Origin of the sequence: Natronorubrum texcoconense (assembly GCF_900100335.1) — an archaeon.
Lineage (GTDB): Archaea > Halobacteriota > Halobacteria > Halobacteriales > Natrialbaceae > Natronorubrum > Natronorubrum texcoconense.
In genome coordinates this window covers 193546-208029 of the sequence record NZ_FNFE01000002.1, presented here as the reverse complement: position 1 = coordinate 208029, position 14484 = coordinate 193546, and the positions used below count along the sequence as shown (strand labels likewise).

General features: G+C 66.1%; 17 protein-coding genes. 10 read left to right on the top strand and 7 right to left on the bottom strand.

What is annotated here, in order from left to right; translation table 11 throughout:
• The first annotated feature begins 1 nt into the window (after position 1).
• Both dhaL and dhaM read left to right on the top strand, forming a co-directional pair.
• Positions 2–736 carry a dihydroxyacetone kinase subunit DhaL gene (gene dhaL, locus BLT08_RS07285; RefSeq protein WP_090304446.1) on the top strand — a complete coding sequence of 245 codons (735 nt, stop codon included), beginning with the start codon at positions 2–4 and terminating at the stop codon, positions 734–736.
• On the top strand, positions 736–1119 hold the full coding sequence (dhaM, locus tag BLT08_RS07280) for a dihydroxyacetone kinase phosphoryl donor subunit DhaM (RefSeq protein WP_090304444.1): 384 nt from the start codon (positions 736–738) through the stop codon (positions 1117–1119). Before dhaL ends, dhaM begins: the two co-directional genes overlap by 1 nt.
• 15 nt (positions 1120–1134) lie before the next feature.
• On the opposite strand, the gene ptsP is transcribed toward dhaM, so the two are convergent.
• Together ptsP and BLT08_RS07270 are read right to left on the bottom strand one after the other, a co-directional pair.
• Positions 1135–2823, bottom strand: a complete 1689-nt coding sequence (gene ptsP / locus BLT08_RS07275) for a phosphoenolpyruvate--protein phosphotransferase (protein WP_090304442.1) — start codon at positions 2821–2823, stop codon at positions 1135–1137.
• A gap of 12 nt (positions 2824–2835) precedes the next feature.
• Positions 2836–3102 carry an HPr family phosphocarrier protein gene (locus tag BLT08_RS07270; RefSeq protein WP_175529257.1) on the bottom strand — a complete coding sequence of 89 codons (267 nt, stop codon included), beginning with the start codon at positions 3100–3102 and terminating at the stop codon, positions 2836–2838.
• Between the two features lie 209 nt (positions 3103–3311).
• Here BLT08_RS07270 and BLT08_RS07265 point away from each other — a divergent pair, with 209 nt between their 5' ends.
• Together BLT08_RS07265 and BLT08_RS07260 are read left to right on the top strand one after the other, a co-directional pair.
• Complete coding sequence (locus tag BLT08_RS07265; protein ID WP_090304440.1) at positions 3312–4268, top strand: TIGR03557 family F420-dependent LLM class oxidoreductase; 957 nt, start codon at positions 3312–3314, stop codon at positions 4266–4268.
• A 90-nt stretch (positions 4269–4358) separates the two neighbouring features.
• Complete coding sequence (locus tag BLT08_RS07260; protein ID WP_090304438.1) at positions 4359–4928, top strand: GrpB family protein; 570 nt, start codon at positions 4359–4361, stop codon at positions 4926–4928.
• A gap of 111 nt (positions 4929–5039) precedes the next feature.
• On the opposite strand, the gene BLT08_RS07255 is transcribed toward BLT08_RS07260, so the two are convergent.
• On the bottom strand, positions 5040–5372 hold the full coding sequence (locus tag BLT08_RS07255) for a HalOD1 output domain-containing protein (protein ID WP_090304436.1): 333 nt from the start codon (positions 5370–5372) through the stop codon (positions 5040–5042).
• A gap of 134 nt (positions 5373–5506) precedes the next feature.
• Between BLT08_RS07255 and BLT08_RS07250 the strand changes: the two genes are divergently transcribed.
• A complete protein-coding gene (locus BLT08_RS07250; RefSeq protein ID WP_090304434.1) occupies positions 5507–6514 on the top strand; it encodes an aldo/keto reductase in 1008 nt (335 codons plus the stop codon).
• A gap of 106 nt (positions 6515–6620) precedes the next feature.
• On the top strand, positions 6621–8249 hold the full coding sequence (locus tag BLT08_RS07245) for a potassium channel family protein (RefSeq protein ID WP_090304432.1): 1629 nt from the start codon (positions 6621–6623) through the stop codon (positions 8247–8249).
• A gap of 282 nt (positions 8250–8531) precedes the next feature.
• Here BLT08_RS07245 and BLT08_RS07240 read toward each other — a convergent pair whose 3' ends face one another.
• Positions 8532–9173 (bottom strand): DsbA family protein, encoded by a 642-nt coding sequence (locus tag BLT08_RS07240; protein ID WP_090304430.1) that lies wholly within the window; start codon positions 9171–9173, stop codon positions 8532–8534.
• 59 nt (positions 9174–9232) lie between these two features.
• Positions 9233–10666 carry a heme o synthase gene (locus tag BLT08_RS07235; RefSeq protein ID WP_090304428.1) on the bottom strand — a complete coding sequence of 478 codons (1434 nt, stop codon included), beginning with the start codon at positions 10664–10666 and terminating at the stop codon, positions 9233–9235.
• 158 nt (positions 10667–10824) lie between these two features.
• On the opposite strand from BLT08_RS07235, the gene BLT08_RS07230 reads away from it, so the two are divergent.
• Complete coding sequence (locus BLT08_RS07230; RefSeq protein ID WP_245724173.1) at positions 10825–11193, top strand: DUF7410 domain-containing protein; 369 nt, start codon at positions 10825–10827, stop codon at positions 11191–11193.
• 40 nt (positions 11194–11233) lie between these two features.
• Here BLT08_RS07230 and BLT08_RS07225 read toward each other — a convergent pair whose 3' ends face one another.
• Positions 11234–11542, bottom strand: a complete 309-nt coding sequence (locus BLT08_RS07225) for a DUF7111 family protein (RefSeq protein ID WP_090304426.1) — start codon at positions 11540–11542, stop codon at positions 11234–11236.
• Between the two features lie 138 nt (positions 11543–11680).
• Between BLT08_RS07225 and BLT08_RS07220 the strand changes: the two genes are divergently transcribed.
• From BLT08_RS07220 to BLT08_RS07210, 3 genes are all read left to right on the top strand, one after another.
• Positions 11681–12592 (top strand): DUF3267 domain-containing protein, encoded by a 912-nt coding sequence (locus tag BLT08_RS07220; protein WP_090306055.1) that lies wholly within the window; start codon positions 11681–11683, stop codon positions 12590–12592.
• Positions 12593–12651: 59 nt separating this feature from the next.
• The gene (locus BLT08_RS07215) at positions 12652–12951 is read left to right on the top strand and encodes a PadR family transcriptional regulator (RefSeq protein ID WP_090304425.1); all 300 of its coding nucleotides are present in this window, start codon (positions 12652–12654) and stop codon (positions 12949–12951) included.
• Positions 12952–13014: 63 nt separating this feature from the next.
• The gene (locus tag BLT08_RS07210) at positions 13015–13236 is read left to right on the top strand and encodes a hypothetical protein (RefSeq protein WP_090304423.1); all 222 of its coding nucleotides are present in this window, start codon (positions 13015–13017) and stop codon (positions 13234–13236) included.
• Positions 13237–13266: 30 nt separating this feature from the next.
• Here BLT08_RS07210 and BLT08_RS07205 read toward each other — a convergent pair whose 3' ends face one another.
• Positions 13267–14415 (bottom strand): acyl-CoA dehydrogenase, encoded by a 1149-nt coding sequence (locus tag BLT08_RS07205; RefSeq protein WP_090304421.1) that lies wholly within the window; start codon positions 14413–14415, stop codon positions 13267–13269.
• Between the last annotated feature and the right edge of the window lie 69 nt (positions 14416–14484).

The following is a 14484-nucleotide window of genomic DNA, read 5'->3' as shown; positions in this document are numbered from 1 at the left end:
CATGCCGGAGGAGTTCGAGCGACAGTGCGACCTCGTCGTCACCGCACTCGAGGCCGTCGCCGATCGGCTTGCCGAAGAGAAGGAGACGCTCACCGAACTGGACTCCGCGATCGGTGACGCCGACCACGGCGCGAACATGAACCGCGGGTTTCAGGCGGCCCTCGAGAAGGTGTCCGAGAACGACGCCGGCGATCCGGCCGACGTCGTCAAGACGATCGGCGTCGCCCTCGTCTCGACGATCGGCGGGGCGTCCGGTCCGCTCTACGGCGGCTCGATCATGAGCGCGAGTCAGGAACTCGAGGGCGGGATCACGGCCGACTCTAGCGTCGCCTTCGCTGAAACCTACCTCGAGACCGTCGAGAGCCGCGGGAAGGCGACGGTGGGCGACAAGACGATGGTCGACGCGCTCACCCCCGCCGTCCACACCTACAAGAAATCGATCGAAGTCGACGATCTCGACCCGCTCGAAGCACTGGCCAAGGCGGTCGACGCTGCCCAACGTGGCGTCGAGTTCACGACGCCGATCCGCGCGAAGAAGGGACGAGCCTCCTATCTGGGCTGGCGCTCGGTCGGCCACCAGGACCCCGGCGCGACGAGCACGCTCATGATTTTGGAGGAGCTGCTCGCGGTGGCAGCCGAAGAGCTCGACGGCGAGATCGAACGCGAGATCGACGCCGAGGCGGACGTCGATCCCGCGGAACTCGAGGCCGAGAGTCCGGGCGAGGGTGACGACTGATGGTCGGCATCGTCGTCGTCTCCCACAGCGCCAAAGCGGCCGAGGGGATCTGTGAGATCGCCCGCGAGATGAGCGGCGAGGGTGCCCTCGAGTACGCCGGCGGCGACCCCGACGGCGGGATCGGCACCAGCTCGGACCCCATCAGGGAGGCGATCGAGACCGCGTCCGACGGCGACGGCGTGGTCGTCCTCGTCGATCTGGGGAGCGCCGTGATGAACGCCGAGCTCGCGATCGAGATGGCCGGCGTCGACGACGTCGTCATCGCCGACGCGCCGGTCCTCGAGGGGGCGCTCAACGCGGCGGTCGCCGCGACGTCGCCCTCGGCCACCGTCGAGAGCGTTCGCGAGTCCGCCGAGGAGGCCCGCGACGTCTCGAAGGTCTGAGGCCTGAGGACTGAGCTACTCGCCGTCCAGCAGCCTCGCGACCGCGTCGCGCGTCCCCGCCTCGAGCGCGCGGTCGGCGAGCGCCCGCGCCGCCGACGCCTCGACCTCCCGAACCCGGCGTTTGACCGCCGGGATCGCGATCGGACTCGTGCTCAGCTCGTCGACGCCGAGCCCCATCAGGAGTTCGGTCACCGCCGGATCGCCGGCGAGTTCGCCGCAGACGCCGACCCACGCGTCGCTGCCGTGGCTTGTCGTCCGATCGATTGCCCGGAGCACCGCGGGGTGCAACGGATCTTGCAGGTCGGCGACGCGCTCGTTTTCCCGATCGGCGGCCATCACGTACTGCGTGAGGTCGTTCGTCCCGATGCTCAGGAAGTCGACGCGTGCGGCGAGTTCGTCGGCGATAAAGGCCGCTGACGGCGTCTCGATCATCACGCCGATAGTGGGGCGTTCGTACTCGATCCCCTCCTCGGCCAACGCCGATGCGGCGGCCTCGAGCCGAGCCTGCGCTTCCTCGAGCTCTTCGACCGTCGCGATCATCGGGAACATCACCGCGAGCTCGCCCCCGCCCTCGGTCGCGGCCGCCCGGCAGATCGCCCGCAGCTGCGTCTCGAAGAGGTCCGACAGCTCCTCGAGGGCGACTCGAATCCCCCGCGCACCCAGAAACGGATTACGTTCGGACGCCCCCTCGCGGTAGGGCAGCGGCTTGTCCCCGCCGACGTCGATGGTTCGGACGATCACCCGCCCGTCGGGAAAGGTCTCGAGCGCGTCCGCGTACGCCTCGCACTGTTCGTCCTCGGTCGGCGGCTCCTCGCGGTCGAGGAAGAGAAACTCCGTCCGGAAGAGCCCGATCCCGTCGGCACCCTGGGTCGCGGCGGCCGCGAAATCGTCGCCGCCGACGTTCGCCGCGACTTCGATCGGCCGGCCGTCGGCGGTTTCGACGGGCTCTGCGATCGGTTCGACGCGTCGGTCGCGTTCCGCTCGATTCCGCGTTTCGGGGTCGGGATCGGCGATCACGCGGCCCCGCTCGCCGTCGACGACCACCTGAGTTCCCGCCTCGAGCGCGCGTAACTCTTCGCCGACGCCGACGACGGCGGGGAGGCCGAGCGCTCGCGCGATAATCGCCGCGTGGGCGGTTCGCCCGCCGGTGACCGTCGCGACGCCGGCGACGGAATCGGGGTCGAGTCCGGCCGTGTCGCTCGGCGTCAGTCGGTCGGCGAGGAGGACGCTTCCGGACGGGATCGCCGCCGTCTCCCGTCCGAGAAGCTCGCGAACGAGCCGGTCGCGAACGTCCCGGAGGTCGTCGGCGCGTTCGGCCATCGGCCCCTCCATCGCCTCGAACTGCGCGATCGGCCCCTCGAACGCCGCCTGCACCGCGTGTTCGGCCGGGAGGTCATCGTCGACCGCCTCGTCGATGCCGTCCTCGAGTTGGGGATCGGTCAGGAACGCCGCGTGCGCGTCGAAGATCTCCGCCTCGCTCTCGCCGACGCGCTCGACGGCCGCCGCCCGTTCCCGTTCGAGCGTTTCGAGCGCCCGTTCGCGAGCGGCGACGATCCGTTCGCGCTCGCTCGACCGATCGACGGCGTCAGCGTCGGGCGGCTCCGGCAACTCGAGGTCCGTCGCGAGCCAGTGGACGGGGCCCACGCCGACGGCCGGCGTCACGCCGGTTCCCTCGAGCCGTCGCTCGCCGTTCGGTTCGGTCATCGACCGGTCACCTCACTCCTCCTCCGGGGTCGTCAGTATCTCCTCGAGCGCCTCGAACGCGGCGTCCTCGTCCGGGCCGTCGACGGTGAGGCGAACCCGCTCGCCGCCGCGGACGTTCAGCCCGGTGACGGCGAGCATACTGCTCGCGTCGACGGGATCGCCGTCCGCCGCCGACACTTCGATCGCGCTGTCGAACTGGCTCGCCGTCGAGACGAACCGCGCTGCCGGGCGCGCGTGCAGTCCGTTCTCCGGGACGACGGTTAGCGACCGCTCGATCATGCGCGACCTCGCGGGCGTTCGGGATCCGTCGACTGGCGGTTCGATTCCATACCGCTCGTAGGGCCCCGATCGACGTAAAACGGTCGTCGCTCGCCTCGATCGCAGGTCGGCGCCTTCGCCTGCGCTGTCGCCTCCAGAACGGGGTGACGGATCCCCGCAGCCCTCGCAAGCCGAACCATTACGCGCCGATTCGTCGTAGCGACGCGAGAATGACCCAGATCGGTTACACCCTCTCGAGCGAGGAGCACGGCCCGAACGAACTGGTCGATATCGCCCGGCGCGCCGAGGACGCCGGGTTCGACTTCCTCTCGATCTCGGATCATTTTCACCCGTGGGTTTCTGCACAGGGCGAGTCGCCGTTCGTCTGGTCCACGCTGGGTGGTATCGCCGAAGCGACCGAGGACATCGAGGTCGGCGTCGGCGTCACCTGCCCGACGATTCGCATCCATCCGATCAACGTCGCCCACGCCGTCGCCACCGTCGACGAGATGTTCGGCGACCGATTCACGTTCGGCGTTGGCACCGGCGAGAACCTGAACGAACACGTCACGGGCGAGCGCTGGCCCGAACACGACGTCCGCCTCGAGATGCTTGACGAGGCGATGGACGTAATGAGTAAGCTCTGGACGGGCGAGACCGTCAGCCACCACGGCGAGCACTTCACGGTCGAGAACGCCCGGCTCTACACCTGTCCCGACGAGCAGCCGACGACGATCGGGAGTGCGTTCGGCCCGCAGACGGCCGAGTGGGTCGCCGAGAACACGGACGGCCTCTGGTGTTCCGGCCCGAAGGAAGCGCCGGTGGAAGCGTACGAGGACGCCGGCGGCGACGGCCCAAAATACACGCAACTTCACGGCTGTTACGCCGAAACCGAAGACGAGGCCGTCGACACCGTCTACGAGTACTGGCCCAACGGCTCCATGCCGGGCGAACTCTCGCAGGTACTGCCGAACCCGGCCCACTTCGAGCAGGCCGCACAGCTGGTCGAAAAGGAGGATATCGCCGAGTCCGGCACGACCACCAGTCCGGACCCCCAGGATCACATCGACAGCATCGAGCAGGCCGTCGACGCCGGCTACGACCACGTCTACTTCCACCAGATCGGACCCGACCAGGAGCTGGCGATCGAGTTCTACGAGGAGGAAGTGCTGCCGTCGGTCCAGTAGGGTCGATCTCCGCCGTTTTCTGCGCTTCGACGTCGGCTCGGTCGTCCCTCGAGCCAAACGTTCAAGTACCGAACACGTGTCTGCGAAACAATGGTCAGTCCGAACGAGGATCCGATCGAACTCGTTCCGTCCAGACACGACGCGTGGCGCGAGCGCTTCGATGCCGAACGCGAGCGCGTGACCGACGCGCTCCGCGACGCGACGCTCGAGTCCGCCGTCGACCGAATCGAACACGTCGGTTCGACCGCCGTGCCGGGCCTCGCCGCGAAGGACATCGTCGACCTCGACATCGTCGTCGCGGACGACGCTGTGGATGCGGTCTCTCGAACGCTCGAGTCCGAACTCGGCGGCGACAGGCACGAGAACAGCGACGAGTGGCATCCCGTCTTTCGCCGCGAGAACGTCCGGCGATTCAACGACCACGTCTTCGCAGCATCGAGCGACGGCTGGAAGATCAGCGTGGTTACGCGGGACGTTCTCGTCAAACACTCCGAACTTCGTGCGGAGTACGAGACGCTGAAACGTGACCTGGCGGCCGAACACGACGATCTCGTCGCCTACTCGACGGGGAAGACCGCGTTCGTCGAACGCGTACTCGAGGTCGCCCGGACGGACGACGCAGTATCGTTCGAGTTCTCGGTCCCCACCGACCATCGCTAGTCGGATCAACCGACATTGGACCGAGGGACCAGTTATCGGACTCGAACCCGGTAGATCGCGAACGACTCGAGCGAATCAGTCCGATCGAATTTGTGACTGGTGTTCGGATCGTCAGCCCGACGAGCGCGACCGACGAACTTCGATACGTCCGTCGTCAGAAATATCGACCGCGTACGTCTGCTCGCCCGCGATCTCGAACGAGACGACCGTCTCGCCGTCGCCGGTTCCATCCCCGAGGAGCGTATCGAGCGCCCCCGGATCGACGTGTTCGTAGAGAACGAACCCGAGTTCAGTCGGGGCAGAGAGCGGGTCGACGTTCGTGACGGCACAGATCGCGTGAATGACGGCCATGCTGGCCGGCGTCTCGGCGTCGTACTCGTGGACGATCGGTTCCGGCGACTCCGCCGATCCACACTCGCGGACGGCCGACTCGTTCGGTTCCATCGTCGGACATAGCAGGTGGCACGAACAAGACGCCTCGCCATGGGCCTGCAAGGACCCCGATCGAAACACGCGACGATCGGGAGCGATTCGCCGCTTCCCTACCGTTTTCCCGCTGGCGGACGAAACTCCTCACCATGGAGTACACCACGCTCGGCAACACGGGCACGACCGTCTCGAGACTCTGTTACGGCACCTGGCGATTCGGACGCGAAACCGGCGGCGTCGTCGAGACCGACCGCGAGGAGGCCCACGAACTGCTCGATGCGGCCTGGGATCACGGCATCAACTTCATCGACACGGCCAACGTCTACGGCGATCCGGACGGCACCAGCGAGGAGTGGATCGGCGATTGGCTCGAAGCGCGCGACGACATCGACCGCGAGGACCTCGTCATCGCCTCGAAAGTCTACTTCCCGTTCAACGGCTGGGGAGAGCCCGGCCCGAACGACTCCGGACTCGGGCGCAAGCACATCCGGGCTCAGATCGAGGGCACCCTCGACAGGCTGGGGACTGACTACCTCGACTGCTACTACATCCACCGGTGGGACGAAGAGACGCCGATCGAGGAGACGATGTCGGTCCTTTCGGACCTCGTCCGCGAGGGCAAAGTCAACCACCTCGGTGCGAGTACGATGGCCGCCTGGCAGCTCACCAAGGCGCTGTGGACCAGCGACGTCGAGGGCCTCGAGCGCTTCGACGTTACTCAGCCGATGGTCAACGCGGCCCACTACGACGTCGTCGGCGACTACCTCGACGTCTGTGCTGACCAGGACCTTGCCGTCTGTCCGTACTCGCCGCTGGGCGGCGGTTTCCTGACGGGGAAGTACGAAAAAGCCGAGGACGGCTCCGTGGAAGCGCCGGACGGCTCCCGCGCCAGTTTAGACGACCTGTTCGAGGACCGCTACGCCACGGATCGCGCCTGGGACGTCCTCGAGGCCGTCGAGTCAGTCGCGAGCGAGGTCGACGCCACGCCGGCGCAGGTTTCCCTGCGGTGGCTGATGGACCAGGATCGGTTCACCTGCACGCCGATCGTGGGTGCGCGCACGCCAGACCAGCTTGAAGAGAACGTCGGCGCGGTCGAGATCGAACTGAGCGACGAGCAGTTCGAGCGCATCGACGCGGCCCGAAACGACGGCGAGTAAGGTGAAAGGTCGAACGGGCCATCGAGCGCGTGTTGCTGGCGCAATACCCGGATAGCGAACCGGGTAAGCAGTAGGTTTCATACTTCCAACAGTAATAGGTACCCCGATGAACACGTGGTGGCGACGAATCGTGCTGTCGCTCGTCGCTGTTTTTGGGATCGTGATCGTCTACGCCTTCATCTATCAGTGGGGGATGCTGACGTTCGAGGGCGAGGAGCGAACGATCTACGAGTCGATTCAGGTCGTTATCGAGTCGCTGACGACCGCCGGGTTCGGCGGCGATACGGACGCTTGGAACAGCGCCCCGATGAATCTCATCGTTATCGGAATGAACCTCAGCGGCGTGTTGCTCGTCTTTCTCGCGCTGCCGCTGTTCGTCGTGCCGCTCTTTCAGCGGGCGCTTGCGACGCAGCCGGCGGAGTCGACCGACCTCACCGATCACGTCATCATCTGTTCACACAGGGAACGCGAAGACGTTCTCAGGGACGAACTCGAGGCCGCGGACGTTCCGTCCGTCTTCGTCGACGACGACCCGGAAACCGTCACGGACCTCACGGCCGACGGCATCGAGGCGATGGTGGGTGATCCGGAGCAAGAACAGACGCTTTTAGCGGCGAACATCGACGAGGCCCGCGCTCTCGTGGTCGACATCTCCGATGAAGCCAATCCTGAAGTGATCCTCACCGCGAGGGAACTCACCGACGAGATCCAGATCGTAAGCGTGGCCGAGGACGAAGCCGCCGAGACCTACCATCGCTACGCCGGTGCGGATATCGTCGTTCGGCCGCGACAGGTTCTCGGTCACAGCCTCGCAGCGAAGGCCGCGATGTCGATCACCACCGAACTGCAGGAGACGATCGAACTCGACGAACAGTTCGAGATCACCGAATTTCTCGTCGAGCGTGACAGTGATCTCGCCGGTCGGACGATCGCCGAGTCAGGCGTACGCGACCGCATGGGCATCACCGTGATCGGCGCGTGGTTCAACGGCGAGTTCGTCCCCGCACCGGATCCCGAGACGACCATCGACGAACACACGATCCTGCTCGTCGCCGGCTCTCACGAGACGCTCACGGAACTGACCGCACGAACGCTCTCGCCCGCGGAAGAACGCACCTTTCGGGTCGTCATCGGCGGATACGGGGAGGTCGGCCAAACGGTCAGCAACACGCTCGAGGCGGAGGGGCTCTCCCGGACGGTTATCGACAAGCGCGAAGACCTCGGCATCGATGTCGTTGGAGACGTCACCGACGAAGATACGCTCGAGGCTGCGGATATCGGGAGCGCCCGATCGATCGTCCTCTCACTCGACGACGATACGGCCGCCATCTACGCGACGCTCGTCCTCGAGAAGGTGGCTCCCGAGACCGAGGTAATCGCGCGAGCCAACGAGACCGAAACCGTGCGAAAGCTCTACCGGGCGGGCGCCGAGTACGTCCTCGCCCTGTCGACGGTAACGGGACGGATACTCTCCTCGATCCTGCTCGAGGACGAGGAGGTGCTGACGCCGGAAACGCAGTTCGAGATCATCCGGACGACGGCACCCGAGTTCGCTGGCCAAACGCTGACGGATCTCGATATTCGCGCATGGTTGGGGTGTACGGTCGTCGCGGCCGAACGGGACGGCGAGTTGCTGACTGATCTCGGTCCAGAGTTTACGATCCAGCGAGGCGACAGCCTCATCGTCGCCGGCAGCGACGAAACCGTTAATCGATTCATTGCCGCCTCCCGGTGAGTCGGACCGCCTGGGTGCCGACAACGGTGTTTCGGGAGTTCTCCGATACCGGGGCCGTCCTCGCCGGGGCCGTTTCTGTAGACGAGGAGTCAGTACGCGACTATCCAATATCTGGCCATCGAGCGCTGGCAGCGTCGTGCAGTGAAGACTATCGGAGGAGTGGTCGCATTGATCTTCCTGCTGTCGCTGCTCTATCACTACAGTATCGTCGTCCTCGAGGGGCGCTCGACGAGTTACTTCCAGGCTACGTGCTCTTGCTCCGCGTTCGGTACCCTGCGGTAGCTACGCAGCGTCCTCGACCGTCTGCACGATCTCCTCGATGTCGAACGGATCGTCGACCTCCTCGCCATCGACGAGTACCGTCGGCGTTCCCCCGACGCCGGCGTCCTCGCCGCGTTCCCTATCGGCGGCGATCGTCGGGTAGTACGTTCCGCCCTCGAGCGCACCGGTGACGACGTCGGCGTCGACGCCGACGTCTGCCGCGGCCGTCGCGAGGTCCTCGTCGCTCGTATAGTCGTTCTCGTACAGTACCCGTTTGTACGCAAAGAACTTCCCGGCCGGCTCGTCGTCGGTCGTGGTTTCGCTCTGGACCGCTCGAGCGGCGTTCGCCATCGGGACGGCCTCGTCTTCGACGGGGATCGGGAAGTCGGTGTGGCGGTACGTGATTTCGCCGGGTTCGATCAGCTCCGATTCGAGCGTCGGGAAGACGTCCGCCTGGAAGCTGTGACAGGACGGGCAGGTGAAATCGGCGTAAACCTCGACGGTTACGTCACCGTCGCCGAGCGTCGGTTCCGGGAGCTCTCGGTCGGGGTCGACGTCCTCCAACTCCTCCGGATACTGTTCACCGAGCAGCGACGTACAGCCGGCCAGTCCGGCGGTTAGGGCGGTGCCGACGGTGACGGCGAGAAACGATCGGCGGTGCATTGGCTGACGGTACGAACGGCGCGCGGTTAGGAATGTCGGAACGCCACGGGACGTTCGTCTCAGATCACGAGCGCGTCGATCAGCACCGCGATCAGGACGGCTCCGAGGAAGGCGTTCGAAGCGTGGAACGACCGGAACGCCGCGGCCTCGGTCTGCTCGAAGTGGAGCCGGATGGCGAACCAGAGGAAGATCCCGCCGAATATCGCGACCGTCGCCGCGTAGAGCGCGCCGAGGTCGGTGATCCAGGCGAGCGCGATCGTCGAGACGAGCGTCGCGGCGATGTAGTAGACGATGTGTTTTCGGGTCTCGGTCTCGCCGCGCACGACGGGCATCATCGGGAATCCCCCGCGAGCGTAGTCGTCCTTGTACGCCAGCGCGAGGTTGTAGAAGTGTGCTGGTGTCCAGAGGAAGATCACGCCCGCGAGCGCGAGCGCCGGCCAGCCGATCTCGTTGGTGACGGCGGCCCAGCCGATGAGCGCCGGCAACGCGCCGGCGGCACCGCCGATGACCGTGTTCTGGACCGTGTTGGGTTTGAGCACGAGCGTGTAGACGACGCTGTAGAAGACGATCGCGGCGAGTCCGAGCGCGGCCGCGAGGAGATTGATCGTCAGGAACGTCGCCAGCGAGGCGATCGTCAGGAGCACGCCGAAGGCCATCGCGTTCCGAACCGGGATCAACTCGGTCGCGAGCGGCCGGTCGGCGGTCCGGGACATCTTCTGGTCGATGTCGCGCTCGAGGACGTGGTTGAACGTCCCGCTCGCGCCGATGGCGAGGACGCCGCCGCCGAGCGTGGCGACGATCGTCGAGACGGTGAGCGCGGGACCGGCTGCCAGCGCCATCCCCGCGGCGGCGACGAGACAGAGCAGCCACATCAGCCGCGGCTTCATCATCTTGAAGTAGGCGAAGGCGGTGAGCCGCGCTCGAACGAGCCCGCCGGCGGGGAGCGGACGGGACGCGGGAGCCTCCCCGTCGGCGGCGACGGACTCGAGCGGCTCGGGTTGCTCGATTGCGTCGTTTGCCTCGCCGGTCGCGAGTTCGAGGTCCCAGGCGAGTGCGAGCACGATACCCGTAAAGATCACGAGACCGAGTGTGAGGTGGAGCCCGGGAACGATCGCCGCGGGTCCGAAGATCGCCGTCGCGGCGCCGACGCCGACCTGAATCACGTAGAGGACGGCAGCGGCGATGATCGTCCATCGGACGCGACTCGAGACGTCGCCGAGGACCGCCGTGACGGCCGTGGCGGCGACGAGCAGCCCGACGATAACCGCCGCGAGGCGGTGGCCCCAGGCGATGACGAGTTCGGTCTGACTCAGCGGATCGGCCGGCGCGTGGCAGGTCGGCCAGGTCGAACACGCCGACGCCGCGTTCGTCAGCGAGGTCGTCGCGCCGATGATCAACAGGAGGTAGACCCCGAGCGCGGTCGCTGCGAGCAGCGCAGAGAAGCGTTGTCGGCTACCGATCGGACGGGGAAAGGGCGACGATGTGGTTGCCACGACTGTTCTCGTCTGAACCGTTCGACTCTGCGTATTTATGAGTCCCGCTTTTTCCCGCTCTCCGGTCGGTCTCGACCGGCAGTAGGACCGAATCGGTTCGGTCCGATATCTCTCCAGGCCGGCAATCACGATCGCTGAAACGAGGGCGAGCAACGATAATGGATGGTCACGTACCGTCCGAGACGGTGTCTCCGTCCGACGCTTCTCGCGCGACGAACGCTCCCGGGTGCAGCGGTGATGATGATCCGGGGCCGACGATCCGCGATACCGGTCCGGAGACGGCCGTCCGCGGCGACGAGCCGGCCGCGCGCTGTCCGTACTGTCACCAGCCGTTCCACGACGAGCGGTTCGAGACGTTGCACCGCGGCCTCGAGCACCCCTCGAGGCTCTCCGACCGCGAACGGGCCGCGTTCGAACGCGCATACGCCGACGAAGGGACGGACATTCGCTGGTTCCGGCTGCAGGCGCTCGGGACGCTCCTCCTCCTCTACTTTTGCATGCTGTTTCTGTACGCGGTCGTTACGTGAGACGGGAGGTGGCGGCCTTCCGGTACGCCCGCAATCGGTCCTACATCCCCATATCTTCGGCCGCCGTCGGAATCGGGAGGTCGTGCGGGGAGACGCCCAGCAACTCCCCGGCGTGGTCGAGCGCCATGTCGAATCCGTAGTAGCGCTCGAGTTCGTCGCCGTCGGCCGTCGGTCGCACCTTCAGCATAGCGTACCCTTCGATGTTCTGGGCGATCGCGGCGCTCGTGCCGGCTCGAGCCTGGGAATCCGCCCCGTCGCCGGTTGCCACGAACTCGAGGACTCGCTCGGTCTCGGTCTCGTCGTACGTCGCCGTGATGCCGTTCGCCTCGGCCGTTCGGTCGTCGGTCATGGTCGACACTCGCGGACGGAGAACCGGGAAGCTATCGGTTCCGGCGAGTCCCCACCGAGCCGGGGAAAGCGTACTCGAAGCGTGCAACGGCGGCGAGGAATCGACACCGATATTTTCGACCACCGACAGGATGCGGTCGTGAGTCGAACGGAGTCCCGCGAGTCACCGCGACCGATCGCGACGTTTCGCAAGACGCGGTCGGTCGCGATCCAGTGGGCGGTCGTTTCTGCGGTCGGCTTCTTCGGCTTCGCCTACGGTTTCGCGCACGTGCTCGCCGCGATTCGGGGGACGTCGCTCGAGCCGATCGTCATCCCGGCGTTCGCGCCGTCGGACGCCCTCGTCTGGATCGCCCTCTCGGTGGGATTGGTCGCGCTCGTCGTCGTTCCCCACGAACTCCTCCACGGCGCGTTCATGGCTCGTTACGGAGGACGTCCAACCTACGGTGTTGGCGTCTCGCACTTCCTGCTGCCCTACGCCTATGCGGAGACGGCGAGAACGAACTACACCCGAAATCAGTTGCTCGTCGTTCTGCTTGCCCCCTTCGTCGGAATTACAACCGTCGGTCTCGCCGCGATGGTCGTCTACCCGTCCTCGCTGCTGGTCGTGCCGCTGGCGGCGAACGCTGCGGGTTCGATCGGCGACCTCTGGATGGCCGCCGTCCTGTGGCAGTACCCCGCGGACGTCCGGGTCGCCCCCCTCGCCGACGGCGACACACAGGGGTTCGGGATCTACGGCTCGAGCGACCGTGCCGTCGAGCGAGGAACCGGGGTACGGCTGCTCTCGACGGTCGCCGCGGGTGCAGTGGGGACCCTCGCGGCGTGTTCGATCGCGCTGGTCGGTGCGGTGTTTCTCTCGCTCGCCGCCGGCTCCGGAACCGTGGTACTCGGCAGTAGCGATGGTCAGTGGCTGCTCTTCCGTCACGAACTCGATCCGCAGGCCGGAGCCGTCCACCTCGAGATCGGAGCCGCGCTGTGGCTCGCCGTCGGGGCGCTCGGCGGGTGCTGCTGGGCGGTCGCCGTCGGCTGCTACCGGTCGCTCGGCTCCGCGTAGCCGTTCTCGGCAAGGACGAAACCGTAACGTTCGTGCCGTAGTCGAGGCGATATCGGCGCATGACCAAGTGGCTCCGGAGCGGTCGCCGCCGCGACATCTGCGTTCTGCTCGCCGCCGCGGACGAGGGCGAACTGCGCGGCCAGCAGTTGAAATCCCGTCTCGAGTCCCACTACGACGACCACCTCGAGCCGAAGGCGTTCTACGGCTCGCTGTCGGCGCTGGTGGACGCGGGATTCGTCGAGAAACGGACGGAGGGAATATACGACGTGTACGCCCTTACCGACGGTGGTGAGCGGCGGGTTCGCGAACACTACGACTGGGTTCGGGAGTGTCTCGAGGGCCACGAGGGCAGGGAGTAGTCACGCCCGCCAGCCTTCGGTGCGGAGAACTATACCGATCCGCGGCGTACGTACACCGGAGCGATGTCCGCATCAGACGCGAACGATCCGAGCGACGGACCGACGGTAGCAGTCGAAACCGGCTGGTTCAGGTTCGGCGTTGCCCTCGCCGTTCTTCAGTTGGTGTTTCTCGCGCTCGTGATCGGTCTGTTACAGATCGACGTCGTCCTCGGACTGATCGCGGCCGTGACGCTGAGCATCGTCGGCGGAATCGCGATTACGGTGTACGTTCTGTGGTTAAAGTAACCAGCGCCGGACGAGAAGCGACGACCGCCGTCAGGCTTCCTCGAGCAACTGGTCCCCGATCGTGTTCCGCAGCACTTCGCTCGTGCCCTCGTAGATCTCGTTGAGTTTGGCGTCGCGATAGAAGCGTTGGGCGGGGAAGTCCTTGGTGTAGCCGTAGCCGCCGTGGATCTGGATCCCCTCGTTGGCGACCTCGCGGCTCACCTCGGAGGCGTAGAGCTTGGCCTGCGAGGCGTCCTTGATGTAGTTCTCGCCGCGGATCTTTTTATCCGCAGCTTTGTGCATGAGCATCTTCGCGGCCTGGATTTTCGTGTCCATGTCGGCCAGTTTGTGCTTGATCGACTGGAACTCGCCGATGGGCTGGCCGAACTGCTCGCGCTCGTTGGCGTAGTCGCGGGCCTCCTCGAAGGCCGCGCGAGCGATCCCGACGCCACGGGCGGCGATGGTGATTCGGCCGCCGTTGAGCGTTTTGAGGGCGTGGACGAACCCCTCGCCCTCCTCGCCGAGCAGTCGATCTTCGGGGATGCGCAAGTCGTCGAACCGAAGCTCGGCGGTCGGACAGCCCTTGTCGCCGAGTTTCTCCTCCGTTCCTTCGACGATGAAGCCGTCGTCCGCCTCGGGTTTGACGACGAACGAGGAGATCCCCTTGTTGCCAGCTTCGGGATCCGTTTTAGCGAAGACGGTTACCGTATCGGCCACGGAACCGTTGGAGATCCAGAGCTTGCCCCCGTTGATCACGTACTCATTTCCGTCCTTTTCGGCGGTTGTCTCCATCGCCGGCACGTCGCTGCCCGCGCCGGCTTCCGAGAGCGCGAACGCGCCGATCTCCTCACCCGCAGCCAGCGGCGTCAGGTACTCCTCCTTCTGGGACTCGTCGCCGAACTCGTAGAGCATGTTGCCCGCGAGCGAGGTGTGGGCCGCGACGATCGTTCCGAGACCGCCCGACCCCCGCGAAATCTCCTCGAGGCCGATCGCGTAGGAGTGGTAGTCGAGCCCGGAACCGCCGTACTCTTCGGGAAACGGCATCCCCATCAGTCCCAGTTCGGCCATCTCGCTCACGAGATCGGCGGGGTACTCGTCCTCGTGATCGATCTCGTCGGCGACGGGGACGACCTCTTCGTCGACGAACTCGGATACCATATCTCGGATCTGCTGTTGCTCGGCCGAGAGTGCGAAGTCCATGCGCGAGTATTCGGGGCGACGTGTTGTTATTATTGTTGCTGCGCGCGGTCGCTTCGCCGCCTGACCGGT

Excerpts from the sequence above, each read along its gene's own strand:
- dhaL (WP_090304446.1), top strand. The coding sequence starts at position 2 with ATGCCGGAGGAGTTCGAGCGACAGTGCGACCTCGTCGTCACCGCACTC.
- dhaM (WP_090304444.1), top strand. The coding sequence starts at position 736 with ATGGTCGGCATCGTCGTCGTCTCCCACAGCGCCAAAGCGGCCGAGGGG.
- ptsP (WP_090304442.1), bottom strand. The coding sequence starts at position 2,823 with ATGACCGAACCGAACGGCGAGCGACGGCTCGAGGGAACCGGCGTGACG.
- BLT08_RS07270 (WP_175529257.1), bottom strand. The coding sequence starts at position 3,102 with ATGATCGAGCGGTCGCTAACCGTCGTCCCGGAGAACGGACTGCACGCG.
- BLT08_RS07265 (WP_090304440.1), top strand. The coding sequence starts at position 3,312 with ATGACCCAGATCGGTTACACCCTCTCGAGCGAGGAGCACGGCCCGAAC.
- BLT08_RS07260 (WP_090304438.1), top strand. The coding sequence starts at position 4,359 with ATGGTCAGTCCGAACGAGGATCCGATCGAACTCGTTCCGTCCAGACAC.
- BLT08_RS07255 (WP_090304436.1), bottom strand. The coding sequence starts at position 5,372 with ATGGAACCGAACGAGTCGGCCGTCCGCGAGTGTGGATCGGCGGAGTCG.
- BLT08_RS07250 (WP_090304434.1), top strand. The coding sequence starts at position 5,507 with ATGGAGTACACCACGCTCGGCAACACGGGCACGACCGTCTCGAGACTC.
- BLT08_RS07245 (WP_090304432.1), top strand. The coding sequence starts at position 6,621 with ATGAACACGTGGTGGCGACGAATCGTGCTGTCGCTCGTCGCTGTTTTT.
- BLT08_RS07240 (WP_090304430.1), bottom strand. The coding sequence starts at position 9,173 with ATGCACCGCCGATCGTTTCTCGCCGTCACCGTCGGCACCGCCCTAACC.
- BLT08_RS07230 (WP_245724173.1), top strand. The coding sequence starts at position 10,825 with ATGGATGGTCACGTACCGTCCGAGACGGTGTCTCCGTCCGACGCTTCT.
- BLT08_RS07225 (WP_090304426.1), bottom strand. The coding sequence starts at position 11,542 with ATGACCGACGACCGAACGGCCGAGGCGAACGGCATCACGGCGACGTAC.
- BLT08_RS07215 (WP_090304425.1), top strand. The coding sequence starts at position 12,652 with ATGACCAAGTGGCTCCGGAGCGGTCGCCGCCGCGACATCTGCGTTCTG.
- BLT08_RS07210 (WP_090304423.1), top strand. The coding sequence starts at position 13,015 with ATGTCCGCATCAGACGCGAACGATCCGAGCGACGGACCGACGGTAGCA.
- BLT08_RS07205 (WP_090304421.1), bottom strand. The coding sequence starts at position 14,415 with ATGGACTTCGCACTCTCGGCCGAGCAACAGCAGATCCGAGATATGGTA.